Annotated in this window: 15 protein-coding genes; 4 read left to right on the top strand and 11 right to left on the bottom strand. The window is 73.3% G+C overall.

Going from position 1 to position 16834, the window contains the following annotated elements; all coding sequences use genetic code 11:
• Window positions 1-13: 13 nt before the first annotated feature.
• Window positions 14-1573 carry an ABC transporter substrate-binding protein gene (locus RNC47_RS01540; protein ID WP_311594742.1) on the bottom strand — a complete coding sequence of 520 codons (1560 nt, stop codon included), beginning with the start codon at window positions 1571-1573 and terminating at the stop codon, window positions 14-16.
• Between the two features lie 239 nt (window positions 1574-1812).
• On the opposite strand from RNC47_RS01540, the gene RNC47_RS01535 reads away from it, so the two are divergent.
• Both RNC47_RS01535 and RNC47_RS01530 read left to right on the top strand, forming a co-directional pair.
• Window positions 1813-2817, top strand: a complete 1005-nt coding sequence (locus tag RNC47_RS01535) for an Lrp/AsnC family transcriptional regulator (protein ID WP_311594741.1) — start codon at window positions 1813-1815, stop codon at window positions 2815-2817.
• Window positions 2818-2969: 152 nt separating this feature from the next.
• The gene (locus RNC47_RS01530) at window positions 2970-4079 is read left to right on the top strand and encodes a Gfo/Idh/MocA family protein (protein WP_311594740.1); all 1110 of its coding nucleotides are present in this window, start codon (window positions 2970-2972) and stop codon (window positions 4077-4079) included.
• Window positions 4080-4157: 78 nt separating this feature from the next.
• Here RNC47_RS01530 and RNC47_RS01525 read toward each other — a convergent pair whose 3' ends face one another.
• The 3 genes from RNC47_RS01525 to RNC47_RS01515 are packed head-to-tail and all read right to left on the bottom strand — an operon-like array spanning window position 4158 to window position 8106.
• Window positions 4158-6281, bottom strand: coding sequence for an ABC transporter ATP-binding protein (locus tag RNC47_RS01525; RefSeq protein WP_311594739.1), 2124 nt, complete (start codon window positions 6279-6281; stop codon window positions 4158-4160).
• Entirely contained in the window at window positions 6278-7156 is an 879-nt protein-coding gene (locus RNC47_RS01520) for an ABC transporter permease (RefSeq protein WP_311594738.1), read from the bottom strand. Before RNC47_RS01520 ends, RNC47_RS01525 begins: the two co-directional genes overlap by 4 nt.
• Complete coding sequence (locus RNC47_RS01515) at window positions 7153-8106, bottom strand: ABC transporter permease (RefSeq protein WP_311594737.1); 954 nt, start codon at window positions 8104-8106, stop codon at window positions 7153-7155. Before RNC47_RS01515 ends, RNC47_RS01520 begins: the two co-directional genes overlap by 4 nt.
• 182 nt (window positions 8107-8288) lie before the next feature.
• Here RNC47_RS01515 and RNC47_RS01510 point away from each other — a divergent pair, with 182 nt between their 5' ends.
• Window positions 8289-9209, top strand: a complete 921-nt coding sequence (locus RNC47_RS01510) for a sugar phosphate isomerase/epimerase family protein (protein WP_311594736.1) — start codon at window positions 8289-8291, stop codon at window positions 9207-9209.
• 14 nt (window positions 9210-9223) lie between these two features.
• Here RNC47_RS01510 and RNC47_RS01505 read toward each other — a convergent pair whose 3' ends face one another.
• Window positions 9224-10156, bottom strand: a complete 933-nt coding sequence (locus RNC47_RS01505) for an NADP-dependent oxidoreductase (RefSeq protein WP_311594735.1) — start codon at window positions 10154-10156, stop codon at window positions 9224-9226.
• A gap of 153 nt (window positions 10157-10309) precedes the next feature.
• Here RNC47_RS01505 and RNC47_RS01500 point away from each other — a divergent pair, with 153 nt between their 5' ends.
• Window positions 10310-11863, top strand: a complete 1554-nt coding sequence (locus RNC47_RS01500; protein WP_311594734.1) for an ABC transporter substrate-binding protein — start codon at window positions 10310-10312, stop codon at window positions 11861-11863.
• 28 nt (window positions 11864-11891) lie between these two features.
• Here RNC47_RS01500 and RNC47_RS01495 read toward each other — a convergent pair whose 3' ends face one another.
• From RNC47_RS01495 to RNC47_RS01470, 6 genes are read right to left on the bottom strand one after another with little or no spacing between them, the layout of a single operon-like run.
• Window positions 11892-12677 (bottom strand): alpha/beta fold hydrolase, encoded by a 786-nt coding sequence (locus RNC47_RS01495; protein WP_311594733.1) that lies wholly within the window; start codon window positions 12675-12677, stop codon window positions 11892-11894.
• Complete coding sequence (gene dmpG / locus RNC47_RS01490) at window positions 12674-13699, bottom strand: 4-hydroxy-2-oxovalerate aldolase (protein WP_311594732.1); 1026 nt, start codon at window positions 13697-13699, stop codon at window positions 12674-12676. The genes RNC47_RS01495 and dmpG overlap by 4 nt, the downstream gene beginning before the upstream one ends.
• Window positions 13696-14655, bottom strand: a complete 960-nt coding sequence (locus RNC47_RS01485) for an acetaldehyde dehydrogenase (acetylating) (RefSeq protein WP_311594731.1) — start codon at window positions 14653-14655, stop codon at window positions 13696-13698. Before RNC47_RS01485 ends, dmpG begins: the two co-directional genes overlap by 4 nt.
• Window positions 14652-15452: a 2-keto-4-pentenoate hydratase gene (locus RNC47_RS01480; RefSeq protein ID WP_311594730.1), complete on the bottom strand. Its 801-nt coding sequence runs from the start codon at window positions 15450-15452 to the stop codon at window positions 14652-14654. Before RNC47_RS01480 ends, RNC47_RS01485 begins: the two co-directional genes overlap by 4 nt.
• Window positions 15449-15784 carry an indolepyruvate ferredoxin oxidoreductase subunit alpha gene (locus RNC47_RS01475; protein ID WP_311594729.1) on the bottom strand — a complete coding sequence of 112 codons (336 nt, stop codon included), beginning with the start codon at window positions 15782-15784 and terminating at the stop codon, window positions 15449-15451. Before RNC47_RS01475 ends, RNC47_RS01480 begins: the two co-directional genes overlap by 4 nt.
• A 1-nt stretch (window position 15785) precedes the next feature.
• On the bottom strand, window positions 15786-16808 hold the full coding sequence (locus RNC47_RS01470; RefSeq protein ID WP_311594728.1) for an NAD(P)/FAD-dependent oxidoreductase: 1023 nt from the start codon (window positions 16806-16808) through the stop codon (window positions 15786-15788).
• Window positions 16809-16834: the final 26 nt, after the last annotated feature.

The following is a 16834-nucleotide window of genomic DNA, read 5'->3' as shown; positions in this document are numbered from 1 at the left end:
CGCGGGCTCCGGGTCAGCCGACGATGCGGATCGTCGCGGGATCGATGTAGTCGCCGAGGGCGCGGATCGAGACACCGTCGGCGGCGACGGATGCCTCGGCGAGACCGGCGAGCGGCGCGGCGTCCACCCGTTGGAGGAAGGACTCCTGCGCCCGCCGCAAGGCCTGACAGCGCGCGTCCTGCTCGGTGGTGCTCATCGCTTCCAGGAGCGCGCCGTAGCCCTCCTCGTTGTCGGCGCCGGTCTTGCTGCGCCCGCCGTCCTCGGTGGGCGGCCCCATGACGCGCAGCAGGGACGAGGGGAGGGAGCCGACGACGTTGAAGTCGGCCTGGATGGTGAGGTCCCAGTCGCCGCCCCCGCCGCTGGTGATCTCCGACCACTGGGCGTTGTCCAGGTTCCGCAGCTCGATGTCGGCGCCGGCGTTGCGGAGCACCTCGGCCGCGTACTCGTTGCCCTGGTCGACGCCGATGGTGCCGACGAACCGGATGGTGACGCCGTCGAGCACCTCGCCGGCGGCCTCGGGGTCGTGGCCGGGGAGCAGGGAGGTGTCGGTGTTGGCGCACGGCAGTGCGGAGGAGCCGACCGACCTGAGGACCTGGCCCCGCCCGTTGGTGACGACCTGGGTGAACGCCTCGGGGTCCAGCGCCTGGGCGACGGCGCGCCGTAGCTCGGGGGCGTCGGCGAAGACCGAACCCTCGCGCTCGTTGAACAGCAGGTAGGTGCTGAGCGCGTGGACCATGTCGACCGAGAAGGAGTCGTTGTTCTCGAAGCGGCCGATGTTCTCGTCGGGGAAGCTGGCGACGTCCAGCACGCCGGAGAGCAACTGGGTGGCTCTGGTGGACGGGTCGGCGTAGGGGGTGAACACCAGGGTGGCGGGGGCGGTGCCGGTGAGGGGCTCGGCGAAGTCCGGCCAGGCGTCGTACTCCTCGCGCAGCGCGAACTCGTAGGAGACCGCGGGGGTGGCGCGAGCCAGGGTGTACGGGCCCGAGAAGGCGCCCTCGACGGTGCCGGCGGCAAGACCTTCGGGGTCGGCGAGTCCGGCCGGGCACACGATGCCGGTCTGTGGCAGGGAGAGCCCGATGGGCAGGTCGGCCCAGTTCTCGGTGAGTTCGACGGTGACGGTGCCGGCCTCGTCGTCGGGGGTGAAGGTGGCCTCGCCGCGCCCCAGGGCGAGGGTGCGGCCGGGGGATCCGGTGTCCGGGTCGGCGAAGCGGGTCAGGGAGTCCGCGACGACGGTCGGGCTGACGGGCGTGCCGTCGGAGCAGGTGGCGCCGGGACGGATGGTGAAGACGAACTCGGCGGCGGAGACGGCCTCCCAGTCGGTGGCGAGGCCGGCGGCGAGCCCCTCGTTGTCGCGGCGGGTGAGGGTGTCGTAGAGCAGCCGGTCGGCGGTGTAGTCGTCGCTGGCGGAACCGAGCGCGGGGTCGAAGGTGGAGGGGTCGGTGCCGAGGGCGGCGTTGACGGTGTCGGTGGCGGAGCCGTCGGCGCCGCGCGCGGACAGGCAGCCGGTCAACGGGGCCAGGGCGACCAGCAGCACCACCGCGACGAGCGGTGGCCTGGGGCGCGTACTTCGCATAGAGGGCCTCCGGAACGGATCTGACAGGCGTCAGGGGGCGGCAGGGGAGCGTGGAGGGGTGGCCGGCGTCGTCGGCGGGAGAGGCGCACCGGGGCGGGGGTTGGCCCGGGGACGGCCTGCGGGACGGGCATGTCGCGTCGGTGGCGATGTCCGTGAGAGGCAGTGTGCCGACGGTGCCGCGTATTCGCCATCCTCTGCGGTGGTCCGCACGAATATTGCGATATGGACCAACCTGGAACATGATTCTCGCCATGTTCGACGCCATGGACTTCGCGATCGTCCACGCGCTGCAGATCAACCCGCGCGTCTCGTGGGCCCGGCTGGGCCAGATCCTGATGACCGACCCCTCCACGCTCTCCCGCCGTTGGAGCCGGGTGACGGGGGACCGCCGGGTCTGGTCGAGCTGCTTCCACGTCATCAACGCGCAGTTGCGGGACCTGGCGACGGCCGTGGTCGAGATCGGCTGCGAGCCGGGGCGTCGGCAGAGCGTCATCGAGCGGCTGTCCGGCGAGGCGCCGGTGGTGAGCATCCACTGCACGTCGGGGGCGCGCGACCTGGTGCTCACGGTCAGCCTGCCGGACCGGGTCGCCGTCGACCGGTACGTGGACGAGGTCGTCGGCTCGGTGCCGGGCGTGCGGCGGATGCGGACGAGCTACTTCCGCCGGGTCTTCAAGCAGGGCTCCGACTGGCGCCCGTACGCCCTCACGGCCGCGCAGGCGCGGGCGGTTTCCGAGACCCTGCCGACGGCCGTGGCCGACCCGAAGCCCAGCCCCCTGCTGCTGGAGCTGGTCGCCGCGATCGGGGACGACGTGCGGCGCCCCATCTCCGGCCTTCAGGGGCGCGTCGGTCGCTCCCTGTCCGCGGTGTCCAGGGGCGTCGACGCGCTGCTGGTGGCGAGCTGGGTGAGCTGGCGCATCGACTTCAGCCACGACCTCGGAGGCTGGGAGGAGGTGATGCTCTGGTTCGACGTGCCCCAGAGCGACCTGGAGAACGTCGCGGCCACCCTGCGACGCTTCCCCCAGCTGCGGTGGTGCTCCAGCATGACGGGCGCGTCCAACCTGATCGCGACGGCCTGCCTGCGCGACATCGAGGAACTGGACGAGATCGAGCGCGTGATCGCCGTGCGGTTCCCCACGACGCGGGTCACGGATCGTGCCGTGGTCCCGCGGATCGCGAAGCGGATGGGGCACGTGATCGGCTACGACAGCCGGCTGGAGCGGTACGTGCCGTTCACGACCGGGTAGCCGGGCCGGGGTTCTGCTCAGCGGAACACGCGTCTCGTGCCCGTTGGGAGGGCGACCTAGGGTGCCCGGAAAGGTCCGACCCCGCGCCGCGCGTGCCGCTGACCGCTCACGGCCCCAGGGCACCGCGGACGCGTCGCCCTGGGAGAGGAAACATGGGCACAGCAAGGCAATCGCATCGGATCGGAATCCTCGGCAGCGGCAACATCTTCGGTCGGTACGTCGCCGGCATGGCGCGCTACCCGGAGCTCCCCATCGTGCGGGTGGGCGACATCGACCCGGCGCGGGCCAAGCAGGCCGCTGTCGAGCACTCCATCCCGGCCTGGGGCGACGACGCCGAGCTCTACGCGGACGAGTCGGTCGACATCATCGTGAACCTCACCCCGCCGGTGCACCACGCGCGCACCATCGTCACCGCGCTGGAGGCCGGCAAGCACGTCTACGTCGAGAAGCCGCTGGGCACGACGGTCGAGGAGGGCCGAGCCGTCCTCGACGCGGCCGCCGCGAGCGGGCGGGTGCTCGGTTCGGCTCCCGACACCTTCCTCGGCAGCGCGAGCCAGACGGCGCGCAGGGCCATCGACGCCGGACTCGTCGGCACGCCCGTCGGCGCCTCGGCGTTCATCAGCCACAGCAAGGCGGAGACCTGGCATCCCGACCCGCGCTTCCTGTTCCAGCGGGGCGGCGGCCCGGTCATGGACATGGGCCCCTACTACGTCGCCATCCTGGTGAACCTCCTCGGCCCGATCGCGAGCGTCACCGCCGCGACCCGGATCGGGGCGCCGGTCAGGACGGTGACCGCCCCCGACCGGGCCGTCGACTCCATCGAGGTCGAGGTCCCCACGCACGCCTCGGCGGTGCTCACCTTCGCCTCGGGCGTCATCGGCACGGCGCTGATGAGCTTCGACATCTGGGACACGGAACTGCCCCGGATAGAGATCTACGGCACCGAGGGCACGCTCTCCCTGCCGAACCCGAACAACTTCGACGGCGACGTGCGGCTGCGGCGGCACGGCGACACCGGGTGGACCGTGCTGGAGCCGGCGGTCGGCCTGTTCGGCGCCGTCGACACCCGCGAGCAGCACCGCCGGGGCCTCGGCGTGCGCGACCTCGCCGACGCGGTCGAGGGCGGACCGCACCGGGCCAACGCCGCGTTCGCCTTCCACGTCCTGGAGGCGCTGTGCGCGGTCGAGACGGCCTCCCGGGAGAGCCGGGTCGTGCCGCTGGAGAGCGGCTGCGAACGCCCGGCGCCCCGGTACGCCGCCTGACGCCGCCACCACGCGAGAACGAACACCGCCCCGACCGTGACCGGTCGGGGCGGTTCGTCGTTCGTTGTCCGCCGTCCGTCAGGACAGCTCGCCCGCGAAGTGGCAGGCGACCTGCCCGCCCGCGCCGTCGGACCGCGGCTCGGGGGCGACCTCGACGCAGACCGTGCGCTCCGGGCGCGTGAGCGGCCCGACGGGGCACCGCGTCCGGAACCGGCAGCCCGACGGCGGGTCCGCCGGGCTCGGCAGGTCCCCGCGCAGGACGACGCGCTCCCGCTCGCGCTCGGCGAGGCTCGGCACCGGGGACGAGGACAGCAGCGCGGCCGTGTAGGGGTGCCGGGGGTTCCCGTACACGCTGGCGGCGCTGCCGGTCTCCACGATCCGGCCGAGGTACATCACCGCCACCCGGTCGCTGAGGTGGCGGACGACTGAGAGGTCGTGGGCGATGAACAGGTAGCCGAGGTCGAGCTCGTCCTGCAACTCCTCCAGCAGGTTGATGATCTGGGCCTGGATCGACATGTCGAGCGCCGAGACCGGTTCGTCGAGGATGAGCACCTTCGGTTCGCGGGCCAGCGCCCGGGCGATGCCGATCCGCTGCCGCTGGCCACCTGAGAACGCCTGCGGATAGCGGTCGAGATGGTCGGCGCGCAGCCCCACCCGCGTCATCAGCGACCGCGCCTCCCGCTCGAGCGCCGAGCCGCGCAGGCCGCGCAGCGACAGCGCCTCGGCGAGCGACTGGCGGATGGTGCGCCGCGGGTTGAGCGAGGCGTAGGGGTCCTGGAAGACGTACTGCACCGAGGACCTGACGCGGCCGAGGTCGTCACCGGCCATGGCCGTGACGTCCTGCCCATCGACCAGGACGGAGCCGCCGGCGACGGGCGTGATCCCGACGACGGCGCGTGACAACGTCGACTTGCCGCAGCCGCTCTCCCCCACCAGGCCGAGCGTCTCGCCGGCCCGCACCGCCAGGCTGACCGAGTCGACGGCGAACACCGGGGCGTCCCGGCGGAACACGCCCCGGCGGCGGGAGCCGACGTCGACCCGCAGATCGCGGACCTCCAGGACCGGCACGGAGTCGGCCGGCCGGGGCGCGCGGACCTCGGTCACGGTGACGGTCGCGGCGGCACGCTCCGGCGCGTCGTCGTCCGTGGCGGGCCCGATGCCGTCGCCGCGGTGTGCCACGAAGCAGGCGGACAGCTGCCCCTCCTCGCCGACCCCGAGCAGTTCCGGGATCTGCTCCCGGCAGGCGTCCTCCGCGTACCGGCAGCGGGGGGCGAAGGCGCAGCCCGCGGGGAGCGCGGCGGGGTCGGGCGGCGATCCGGGGATGGCGGGCAGCGGCTCGCCGACGCGGTCGTCGTCGATCCGGGGCATGGCGGCGAGCAGCGCCGCGGTGTAGGGGTGCCGGGGTGTTCCGAGGACCTGCTCGACGGTGCCCTGCTCGACCACGCGGCCGCCGTACATCACCGCGACCCGGGTGCACATCTCGGCGACCACCCCCATGTCGTGGGTGATGATCGCGATGGCGAGGCCGAGTTCGGCGCGCAGCCTGAGCAGCAGCCGCAGGATCTGCGCCTGGATGGTGACGTCGAGGGCGGTGGTCGGCTCGTCGGCGATCAGCAGCGCCGGGTCGTTGGCGAGCGCGATGGCGATGACGACGCGCTGCCGCATGCCGCCGGAGAACTGGTGGGGGTAGTGGTCGATCCTGGTCGCCGCGTCGGGGATGCCGACCTGGTCGAGCAGGTCGAGGGCGCGGCGGCGGGCGGCCCGCTTGTCCGTCCCGTGCAGGGTCAGGGCCTCCACGATCTGGTCCCCGATCCGCATGACGGGGTTGAGCACCGCCTGGGGGTCCTGGAACACCAGGGCGACGGCGCCGCCCCTGCGGCGCCTCATCTCGCGTTCCGGCAGGGACAGCAGGTCCTCGCCGGCGAACTCGACCGAGCCGCCGACCACCTTCCCCGGGGGGCGGACCATGCGCATGATCGAGCGGGCGGTGACGGACTTGCCGGATCCCGACTCCCCCACGATGCCGAGGACGTCGCCCGGGTGGACGTCGAAGCTGACGCCGTTGACGGCCCTGACGAGCCCGTGCCGGGTCCTGAACTCCGTCCGCAGGTCGCTGACCCGCAGCAACGGCGCGGACGGTTCGGTGTTCGACCGGGTCGGGTGGGGGCCGGCGTCGGCGGGTCGGGTGGTCGCGTCGGTCATCGATTCACCGCCTCGTTGAGGGCGTCCGCGATCATGCTGAACGCCACGGCGAGCAGAAGCAGGACCAGAGCGGGTCCGATCACCTGGGTCGGGGACTGGGTGACGAACCGCAGGCCGGTGTTGAGCAGCACCCCGAGCGAGGGCGTCGGCGGCTCCACGCCGAGCCCCACGATGCTCAGGCCGGCCTCGATGTAGACGCCGATCACCATCCACACGGAGCCGTTCACCACGATCGCGTCCATCGCGTTGGGGACGACGTGCCGGGTCAGCAGGCTCCAGCGCGACACCCCGAGCACGCGGGCCGCCAGGACGTACTCCCGGGTCTGCTGCTCCAGCCACGCGGCGCGCGCCAGGCGGCCGGCCGTGGGGATGCCCGCGATCAGGATCGTCAGGAACAGCGAGACCCAGCCGGGGCCGAGCACGGCGACCAGGCAGATGCCGAGCAGCAGGCCGGGGAAGCCGATGACGACGTCCAACAGGCGTTGGATCGCGACGCCGAGGCGTTCCGAGAGGACGCCGGCGAGCCCGAGGAGCATGCCGAAGGACATGCTGAGGGGCACGGCGAGGAGGATCAGGCTGAGGTCGATCCGCAGCCCGTAGAGGCTGCGGGCGAGGATGTCGCGCCCGAACTCGTCGAGGCCGAACGGGTGCGCGCCCGACATCCCGGTCAGGGCCTCCCGGCCCTGGCTGTTGGGGCCCTCGGGGAAGAACACCGGGGCCAGCAGCGCGCCGAGCACCAGGACGCCGAGGAGGCCGAGCCCGATGACGCCCCTGGCCGTGCGGAAGGCCGACAGGTAGCGCGCGACGGTGGGGTTGAGCCGGCGGGCGCCCGCCGGCGCCTCGATGTCGGTGGTCGTCACCTGGATCTCGGTCATGTCTGGTCCCCCAGCCGGATGCGCGGGTCGAGGGCGGCGAGGACGATCTCGGTGAGGAGCTGGCACAGCACCGCCACCAGGACGGCCCCCAGGATCAGCACCTGGAGGACCGTGAAGTCGCGGTCCTGGACGCTGGAGACGGCGAGCTGGCCGAGCCCGTTGCGCGCGAAGATCGCCTCGATGATCACGGCACCGGCCAGCACGTTGCCCATCTGCAGCCCCACGGCGACGACCCCGGTCCCCAGGCTGTTGCGGAAGACGTGCCGGAGGGTGATGTGTCGCGCCGACGCGCCCTTGCTGAGGGCCAGGTCCACGAACTCCGCGTTCCGCACGGCCCGCATCTCGGTCTGGATGAAACGCGCCACGACGGCCGCCGGGCCCAGGGCGAGCGCCAGGGCGGGAAGGATCAGGTACTGGAACCCCCAGACCGGATCGTCGAGGACGCTCACCTCGCCACTGACCGGCAGCCACCGGTTGAAGATCCCGAAGAGGAGGATGAAGCCCAGGCCGACGAGGAACGACGGCACCGCCACGAACAGGCTGTTGGCGAAGTCCAGCACGGCGCGGGCCCAGCCGACGCGGGCCGAGCCCGCCAGCGTGCCCAGGGTGGCGCCGATGAGGACGACGAGGATCGTCGAGAGGAGCGCGAGCTGCACCGTGCTGCCGATCCGGTCGCCGATCAGGCTGGCCACGCTCCGCTGCAGGAGGAACGACTCTCCCAGGTCGCCGCGGAACAGCCCGGAGATCCACTCCGCGTACTGCACGACGGGAGACCGGTCGAGACCGAGCTCCCGGCGGATCGCCGCGATGCTCTCCGCGGTCGGGTCGTCCCCGGCCAGCACCACGGCGACATCGCCCGGCGCGAGCCTGGGCAGCGCGAAGGCGACGATCGAGCTGGCGAACAGGACGAAGACCAGTGACGGTGCCTTGCCTACCAGGAACCTGATCATCGCTCACCGCCTCTCGTGGACATAGGGGACTCCTCAGACCGTCGGGATGGGGTTGGCAATGAACCACAGGACGGCGGCGCGCACCTCGCGGAGGGTCCGTCTACCGAACCGCGACCGTGCTGGACCCGGCCGACCGGTGCCTACGATTCCCGGACCTGCTCGCCGACCTGAAGGGACACCCCATGTCCGGCCAGTCATCCCCCGCGCTCCCGGCGGCGCGCGTCGCCCTCAACCCGATCCACTGGATGGCCACCGACGACGGCTGGCTCGACCCGTCGCTGGCCCCCGAGCGCGGGAAGCTGCTCTCCCTGGTCAGGCAGGCCGGTTTCGGCTCCGTCATGCTGGAGGTGCCGGCCGACTGGTCGGTGGAGCGGTACCGCGACGCCGTGGACGAGACCGGGCTGACCCTGGCGCCCGGCTACTTCGTCTGTCGCTCCGACGGCAGGGACGGCACCGAGGCCGAGGTCCTGGACAGCGCGGCGAAGGTCGCGCGGATCCATGCCGAACTCGGACTCGGGGACGTCGGCCTGGGCATGGGCATGAAGAAGGGGGCGCCCCGGGTGCTGCGGCCGGCCCAGGGCACCGAGAGCGACGCGGTCCGGCTCACCGCCGTGACGGAGCTGATCCGCCGGATCTCCGAGGTGATGCGGGCCGAGGGCGTCAGGCCGGCGCTCCACCCGCACGTCGGCACCTGGATCGAGACCGAGGACGAGGCGCGGGCGGTGCTCGACGCCCTCGGCCCCGAGGAGCTGGGATTCCTGCCGGACACCGGGCACCTCGCCTGGGCGGGGTTCGACGTGCGGGCCGTCATCGCCGACCACGCCGAGCGGGTGCCGTTCGTCCATGTGAAGGACTGCCTGCTGAGCGTCGGTGAGCGCGGCCGGGGCGCGGGCTGGGACTACCAGCGGACGGTGGTCGAGGGCCTGTGGGCGGAGCCGGGCCGCGGCGAGCTGCCGCTGGCCGACATCCTCGGCGCCCTGCCGGGTGACTTCGCCGGCTGGCTCATGGTCGAGGTCGACCGCCCCGCCATCGCCGACCCGCTGGAGTGCGCCATCGCGTCGGCGGAGTGGATGAACGCCCGCTACGGCGGCGCCACCGCCTGACCGGGCCCCCCGCCTCAGCGGTCGCCGGCGACGTCGATCACCACCTTGCCCGCCACGTGGCCCGACTCGACGAGGGCGAGCGCGTTCCCCGACTCGACGAAGGGGAACACCCGGTGGACCCGCGGATCCAGCCGTCCGGCGCCCACGAGTCCGGCCAGGGCGGACAGCGTCGCCGAATCGCCGACGTTCACCAGGCGACCCACGCCGAACCGGGTGGCGAGCGGTTCCCCGGTCACGCCGAGCACCCGGGTCCGGTCGCCGAGGAGACTCGCGGCGCCGAGGAGCGCGTCGCCGCCGACCAGGTCGAGGACGGCGTCGGGCCCGTCCGGGAGCAGTTCCCGGAGCCGGGCCTCGACGTCGTCCTCGTCGTGGGCGACGGCCGTGGCGCCGAGCGACTCGACGAACACGCGCTTCCCCGCGCTCGCGGTGCCCACCACCGTGGCTCCCCCGATGGCCGCCAGCTGGGTGGCCATGGTGCCGACGCCGCCGCCGGCGCCGAGGACCAGCACGGTGTCGCCCGGTGCCACGGCGAGGCCGGCGAGGCTGCCGTGCGCGGTGCCGGCCGCGATGGGCAGCGCCGCCGCCTCGACGAACGGCACCCCCGCGGGGACGCGCGCGGTCCGCGCGGCCGGCATCAGGGCCAGTTCCGCGTAGCCGCCGCTGCCGCCGACCGTGGCGCCGAAGACCCGGTCGCCCACCGCGAGGTCGTCGACGCCGGGGCCGGTGCGCACCACGACCCCGGCGACCTCGCGCCCGAGCACCGCCGGCAGCACCAGCGGCAGGAAGGAACGGTGCATCCCGGCGCGCACCTTCCAGTCGACGGGGTTGACACCGGCGGCGTGCACCCGGACGAGCACCTCGCCCCGCGCCGGGGCGGGCACCGTCACGTCGAGGAACCGCTGGACCTCGGGGCCGCCGTACGCGGTGAAGCAGTAAGCGAGAGACATGACGCCGACGCTAACCACCGCTCCGCCGATTCCCCGGGGTCGCTGGACCGGTCAGCGAAACGCGGGCGGGGTGCCGGCGGTCACTCGGCTCTAGCTTGGGCGACCACACCCCCACGTCACCGCACGTTCCCCCGACTACCCCGAGGAGTTTCGATGTCACTGACGAAGAGAGCCAGGTGGCGTCGGCCGGTGCTCGCCGCCGCGGCCGCGGCGATGCTGGCGTCCGCCGGTTGCAGTGCCGCCACCCAGGGCCCAGGAGCCGCCGGCGCGGCGGGCGACGACGGCACGCTGGTCGTCGCCCAGGCGTACGACGTCGACCCGGGCTCGTTCCTCAAGACGGCGATCGGCAACATCGTGGTGGAGTACTCGGTCTTCGAGACGCTGACGCTCATCGACCCCGAGACCACCGAGCCGCGCGGGGTGCTGGCCGAGTCGTGGGAGCTGGCACCCGACGCGACGAGCATGAGCATCACGCTGCGCGACGACGTGACGTTCCACAGCGGCCGCCGGCTGACCTCGGCCGACGTCGCCTTCACCCTGGAGCAGGCCCAGGACCCGTCCGTCGGAGCGGCGAACCAGTCGATCGCCGCCCAGATCTCGGAGATACGCCCCGACGGCGACCACGGGCTCGAACTCACCTTCGCCCAGCCGCTGCCGAACGTCTTCGACCTGTTCGAGACCCTGCCCATCCTCAACGAGGACGCCTACGACGACTACGCCGCCGGTCGGGACGTCGACGGCACGGGCCGTTTCCGCTGGGAGTCCTGGACGCCGGGCGGCGAGATCGTGCTCAGCAGGTACGACGAGCACCGCGACGCGGAGAACACCGAGCTCGACGGCATCCAGATCGACGTGATCACCGACCCCACGGCGCTGACCTCGGCGATCCGCAGCGGACGCGCCCAGTACGCCGTGGGGCTGCCCCCGGGTGACGCGCGGAGCCTGGGCGAGCAGCCGGGGTTCGAGCTCGTCGCCACCGGCGGCGCGGCGTTCCCGGTCGCCTTCGACGTGACCCAGCAGCCCTTCGACGACCCGGCGGTGCGCCGGGCCGTCCAGTACGCGATCGACCGCGACCGCATCGTGGAGCAGGTCGAGGGCGGTCACGGCGTGGCCACGAGCGTGCCGTGGCGCTCCACCACGGTCGGGTACGACGAGGCCCAGGCCGCGCACTACTCCTACGACCCCGACCGGGCCGAGGAACTGCTGGCCGAGGCGGGCGTGGCGCCCGGCACGTCCTTCGAGGTCGCCATGGGTGACACGCCGGAGGCGACGGGCATCTTCCAGATCGTCCAGAACAACCTGGCGGACGTCGGCCTGAACGCCGAGCCGGTGATCCTCAACGGGCCCGACTACGAGGAGCGGCTCGCGACCCGGAACTTCTCCGAGCCGGTCGTGCTGATGCAGGCGGGCAACGGGCTCTCGCCGGCCAGCGCCGTCGTGAGCCGTCCCGAGCTGGTGCCGGCGAACAACGTCAGCGGGTTCGAGACGGCCGAGTACGACGCGCTCGTGGACGCGGTGACCAGCGCCAGCAGCCCCGAGGAGCGGGAGCGGGCGCTGCGCGAGTTCAACGACTACTTCATCGACCAGGCCTTCGCGGTGCCGCTCATCTCCCGGCCCACGCTCTCCGTGCGGACCGAGGCGGTGAGCGACATCGTCGCGACCCAGATGGGCTTCCTGTACATCGCCGAGGCGTCGCTGTCCGACTGACTCCGCACACCGGCGGGTGGGCCGTGGCTCAGCCCCGGCCCACCCAGTCGAGCACCAGCTCGGCGAACTCCCCGGGCAGTTGCTCGGGGACGGGGACGTGGCCGCCGGAGAGCAGCCGCGTCGGGCAGCCGAGCGCCGCGGCCAGCTTGGGCAGGGACGGCAGCGCGTGGTGGTCCCCCGGGGCGCAGACCGCGAGGGTGCGGGCCCTGACGAGCGGCAGCCGCTCCGCCATGGCGTAGCGCCGCACCGCCTCGTGGCCCTCCGTCACCCGGTCGAGCACGGTCAGGGCGTCGACCAGGTAGCGGTGGAGCGCGGCCTCCTCCCCGTCCCGGTAGAAGCCGCGACGGTGGTTCCAGAGGTCGAGGAGGTGGGAGCCGTCGGGGCGGGGCACGACGTGGTCCACGCGCACCGCGGCGCGCCGCTTCTCCGCGTCGACGAAGGGCGTGGCGGACAACAGCAGGCTGGCGACCCGGTCCGGGTGGCGCGCGGCGAGTTCCACGGCGATCACGCCGCCGGTGTGGTGCCCCACCAGGTGGTAGCGGTCGAGGCCGAGGGCGTCGACGAGCGCGCCGGCGGCGTCGGCGTAGCGCTCGACCGAGTGCGGTCCCGCCGGCTTCGCCGAGGCGCCGAAGCCCAGGGTGTCCATGGCGATCGCCCGGCGCGCCGTCCCCACCAGCGGGAGGACGTCGAGGTACTCGGTCCAGGAGCGCGGGGTCTGGTGCAGCAGCAGCACGGGCTCGCCGGTGCCGCACTCGGCGTAGTGCAACTGCCCGAAGCGGGTGGCGACATAGCCGCGTCGCGGCGCCTGGGTCACGGGCGGCCCGCCGCCCGGGCCACCAGGTCCAGCGCGACGTCGGTGATCATGTCCTCCTGGCCGCCGACCATGGCGCGGCGTCCGACCTCGACGAGGATGGCGCGGGTGTCGAGGCCGTGGCGGGCGGCGGCGGCCTCGGCATGCCGCAGGAAGCTGGAGTAGACACCGGCGTAGCCCAGGCTGAGGGTCTCGCGGTCGACGCGCACCGGGCGGTCCTGGAGCGGGCGGACCAGGTCGTCGGCGGCGTCCATCAGCGGGAAGAGCGCGCAGCCGTGCGGCCAGCCCAGCAGGTCGGCCACCGCGACGAAGGCCTCAAGCGGGCAGTTGCCGGCACCCGCGCCCTGGCCGGCCAGCGAGGCGTCGACGCGGGTGACGCCGTTCTCGACGGCGACCACGCTGTTGGCGACGCCGAGGCCCAGGTTGTGGTGGGCGTGGATGCCGAGCTCGGTGTCGGGCGAGAGCACGTCGCGGTAGGCGCGGAAGCGGTCCCGCACCCCGTCCATGGTCAGCCGGCCGCCGGAGTCGGTGACGTAGACGCAGTGGGCGCCGTACGACTCCATGAGCTTCGCCTGGCGGGCCAGTTCGGCCGGTTCCGCCAGGTGCGACATCATCAGGAAGCCGGCGACGTCCATGCCCAGCTCGCGGGCGGCCGCGATGTGCTGGGCGGCGATGTCGGCCTCGGTGCAGTGGGTGGCGATCCGCACCGAGCGGATGCCGAGGGCGTGGGCCCGCCGTAGGTCGCGGAGGGTGCCGATGCCGGGCAGCAGCAGGGTCGTGGGGATCGCCCGCCGCACGGCGCCGGTGACGGCCTCGATCCACTCCCAGTCGGTGTGGGCGCCGACGCCGTAGGTGACGCTGGAGCCCGACAGGCCGTCGCCGTGGGCGATCTCGATGGCGCGGACCCCGGCCGCGTCCAGGGCGGCGGCGATGGTGCGGGCCTGTTCGACGGTGTAGCGGTGCCGGACGGCGTGCATGCCGTCCCGGAGGGTGACGTCCTGGATGTAGAGGTCGGCGGTGGTCACCTGGCTGCCTCCTCCTGGTGGGAGTGGTGTGCGGCCAGCCGCTCCGCGGTGCGCAGCGCGGCCGAGGTCATGATGTCGAGGTTGCCGGCGTAGGCGGGCAGGTAGTGGGCGGCGCCCTCGACCTGGAGGAACGCCGACACCTTCACGGGCGCCTTCGCGGTCCTGGCGGCGGCGGGCAGCAGCGTGCGCAGCGGGTCGTCGGCGGCGATCCGTTCGAACTGCACCTGCTGCTTGAGGCGGTAGCCCGGCACATAGGCCCGCACCCGGTCGACCATCTCCTCGATCGAGGCGGTGACGGCCGCGTCGTCGCAGTCGGCGACCAGGCAGTGCACGGTGTCCCGCATGATCAGCGGCGGTTCCGCCGGGTTGAGGACGATGATCGCCTTGCCGCGGGCGGCGCCGCCGACCGCCTCGATGGCGGCGGCGGTGGTCTCGGTGAACTCGTCGATGTTGGCCCGGGTGCCGGGACCCGCCGAGCGGGACGCGATGGAGGCGACGATCTCCGCGTAGTGGACGGGGGTCACCGCGGAGACGGCGGCCACGACGGGGATCGTGGCCTGTCCGCCGCAGGTGACCATGTTGACGTTGGGGCTTTCCAGGTGGGCGTCGAGGTTCACCGGCGGCACCACGTAGGGGCCGAGGGCGGCCGGGGTGAGGTCGACGACGGTGCGGCCGAGGCCGCGCAGCACCTCGTCGTGCCGCTGGTGGGCGCCGGCCGAGGTGGCGTCGAAGACGATCCGGACGTCGGCGAACTCGTCGAGCGCGACCAGTCCCCCGATGCCCTCGTGGGTGGTGGCCACCCCGAGGCGGCGGGCGCGGGCGAGGCCGTCGGAGTCGGGGTCGATGCCGGCCAGCGCCGCGATCTCCAGGTGCTCCGAGAGCCGCAGCACCTTGATCATGAGGTCGGTGCCGATGTTGCCCGAGCCGATCACGGCGACCCTGGTGCGGGTGCTCATACGTGGTCTCCCTCCATGGCGAACTCGACGGTGACGCTGCCGAGTTGACTGATGCGCGCCTCGAACCCGTCCCCGGGCGCCGCGGGCACCATCGGCCCGAGCGCGCCGGTCAGGACGAGGTCGCCGGCGCGCAGCGGGTCGCCCCTCTCGGCCAGCGTCGAAGCCAGCCAGGCGGTGGCGTTCAGCGGGCTGCCGAGGCAGTCGGCGCCGGTCCCCCGGGAGACGGTCACGCCGCGCCGGGTCATGGTCATCCGGGCGCCGCGCGGGTCGAGGCGCGTCAGCGGCACCGGGGTGGAGCCGAGGACGAACAGGCCGCTCGAGGCGTTGTCGGCGACGGTGTCGACGATGGTGATGTCCCAGTCGGCGTTGCGGCTGTCGACGATCTCCAGCGCGGGCAGCGCGAACTCGGTCGCGCGGATCACGTCGGCCACCGTGCAGTCGCGGTGCGGCGGTTCGGCGCCCAGGACAAGGGCGATCTCCGCCTCGACCTTGGGCTGGATGAGCCGGCCGGCCGGTACCACGCCGCCCCCGGGGATCGCCATGTCGGCGAAGAGCGCGCCGAAGTCGGGTTGGTCCACGCCGAGTTGGGCCTGCACTGCGGGCGAGGTCAGACCGATCTTGCGGCCGACGAGGCGCCGTCCGGCGGCGGTGCCGCGTGCCACGTTCAGCCGCTGCGCCGCGTAGGCGGCCTCGATGTCACCCGCGGGCAGGAGCGCGCGGACCGGCGGGCAGGGGGTGTTGCTGCGCTCGGCCTCCCACAGCGCGTCGGCCGCCGCGCGGATCTCCGGCGCGGTCATCGGGCGTCGCCCGACAGCGCGCCGGTGAAGGGGGTGTCCACGCCCAGCGGGCCCACGGGGCCGGCGCCGCCGGGGAGGCCGAGCGGGGCGTCGCGGCCGGGCAGCGGCTCCTCGAAGAACCGCCGGTTGTCGGCCCGGTGTTCGGGGTCGGCCCGACGGTCGACGGTGATGGCCTCCATGGGGCAGGCCACCTCGCAGGCGCCACAGTCGATGCACTCCACGGGGTTGATGTAGAGCTTGCGCCCGCCCTCGTAGATGCAGTCGACGGGGCATTCCTCGACGCAGGACCGGTCCATGACGTCGACGCAGTCCGCGCCGATGACGTAGGCCATGTCAGTTCTCCTTCTCGGTGGAGTGCCCGGGGAACAGGGCGGCCTCCGGGTCGATGACGGTGGCCGCGTTGTTCACCGCGGTCGCGACCTCGCCGAACCCCACGGAGATCAGGCGCACCTTGCCGGGGTAGTCCGTGATGTCCCCGGCGGCGAAGACGCGGGGGAGGTTGGTGGCCATCCGGGTGTCCACGGAGATCCGCCGGGCGTTCAGGGCGAGCCCCCAGTGCTGGATCGGGCCGAGGTCGGCGACGAAGCCGAGGGCGGCGACGACGGTGTGCGCCGGCAGCGTCCGGGTGGCACCGGTGGTCCGGTGCCTGACCTCGACGGCTTGGAGGCGGGAGGCGCCGTGCAGCGCGCTCACCTCGGAGTCCGTGACGATCTCGACGCCGAGGCCGGTGACCTTCTCCACGGTCGCCCGGTGCGCCCGGAAGCGCCCCGTGCGGTGGACCAGGGTGACCGAGCCGGCGACCGGGAAGAGGGTGGCCGCCCAGTCGAAGGCGCTGTCCCCGCCGCCGACGACCACCACGTCCTCGCCGGCGTGCGCGGCCGGGTCGGGCACGAAGTAGACCTGGCCGCGGCCGAGGTACGCCTCGCCCGCCGGCAGCGGCCTGGGGGTGAACGTGCCGACGCCGCCGGTGATCACGACGGCTCCGGCGACGATCGTCGTCCCCCGGTCGCTCGTGACGACGGGGCGTCCCTCGGGCCCGTGGGACAGCTCGACGGCCCGCTGGCCGAGGAGGTAGTGGGGGCCGTAGGGCTCGGCCTGGGCGACCAGGTTGGCCACCAGGTCGCGGCCGCGCACCGCGGGGAGTCCCGCGATGTCGAAGATCGGCTTCTCCGGGTACATCGCGCTGACCTGGCCGCCCAGTTGGGGCAGGACGTCGATGACCGCGACCCGTAGGCCCCGGAAGCCCGCGTAGTAGGCGCCGTAGAGTCCGGCGGGGCCGGCGCCGACGATCAGAACGTCCGTCTCGATCGTGGCCGGCGCGTCCGTGCTCGTCGGCACGTCGGGAAGCACACTCATGGCCCCGGAGCGTAGGGACGCCCCCG

The organism is Streptomyces millisiae (assembly GCF_031845425.1).
GTDB lineage: Bacteria > Actinomycetota > Actinomycetes > Streptomycetales > Streptomycetaceae > Streptomyces > Streptomyces millisiae.
The sequence above is the reverse complement of the archived record's forward strand: the minus strand, read 5'-3'. Positions and strand labels throughout refer to the sequence as shown.

Bases quoted from the DNA above. Each gene is read 5' to 3' on its own strand.
- RNC47_RS01500 (WP_311594734.1), top strand. From the start codon at position 10,310: ATGTCACTGACGAAGAGAGCCAGGTGGCGTCGGCCGGTGCTCGCCGCC.
- RNC47_RS01525 (WP_311594739.1), bottom strand. From the start codon at position 6,281: ATGACCGACGCGACCACCCGACCCGCCGACGCCGGCCCCCACCCGACC.
- RNC47_RS01530 (WP_311594740.1), top strand. From the start codon at position 2,970: ATGGGCACAGCAAGGCAATCGCATCGGATCGGAATCCTCGGCAGCGGC.
- RNC47_RS01505 (WP_311594735.1), bottom strand. From the start codon at position 10,156: ATGTCTCTCGCTTACTGCTTCACCGCGTACGGCGGCCCCGAGGTCCAG.
- RNC47_RS01540 (WP_311594742.1), bottom strand. From the start codon at position 1,573: ATGCGAAGTACGCGCCCCAGGCCACCGCTCGTCGCGGTGGTGCTGCTG.
- RNC47_RS01535 (WP_311594741.1), top strand. From the start codon at position 1,813: ATGATTCTCGCCATGTTCGACGCCATGGACTTCGCGATCGTCCACGCG.
- RNC47_RS01510 (WP_311594736.1), top strand. From the start codon at position 8,289: ATGTCCGGCCAGTCATCCCCCGCGCTCCCGGCGGCGCGCGTCGCCCTC.
- RNC47_RS01515 (WP_311594737.1), bottom strand. From the start codon at position 8,106: ATGATCAGGTTCCTGGTAGGCAAGGCACCGTCACTGGTCTTCGTCCTG.
- RNC47_RS01480 (WP_311594730.1), bottom strand. From the start codon at position 15,452: ATGACCGCGCCGGAGATCCGCGCGGCGGCCGACGCGCTGTGGGAGGCC.
- RNC47_RS01475 (WP_311594729.1), bottom strand. From the start codon at position 15,784: ATGGCCTACGTCATCGGCGCGGACTGCGTCGACGTCATGGACCGGTCC.
- RNC47_RS01485 (WP_311594731.1), bottom strand. From the start codon at position 14,655: ATGAGCACCCGCACCAGGGTCGCCGTGATCGGCTCGGGCAACATCGGC.
- RNC47_RS01520 (WP_311594738.1), bottom strand. From the start codon at position 7,156: ATGACCGAGATCCAGGTGACGACCACCGACATCGAGGCGCCGGCGGGC.
- RNC47_RS01470 (WP_311594728.1), bottom strand. From the start codon at position 16,808: ATGAGTGTGCTTCCCGACGTGCCGACGAGCACGGACGCGCCGGCCACG.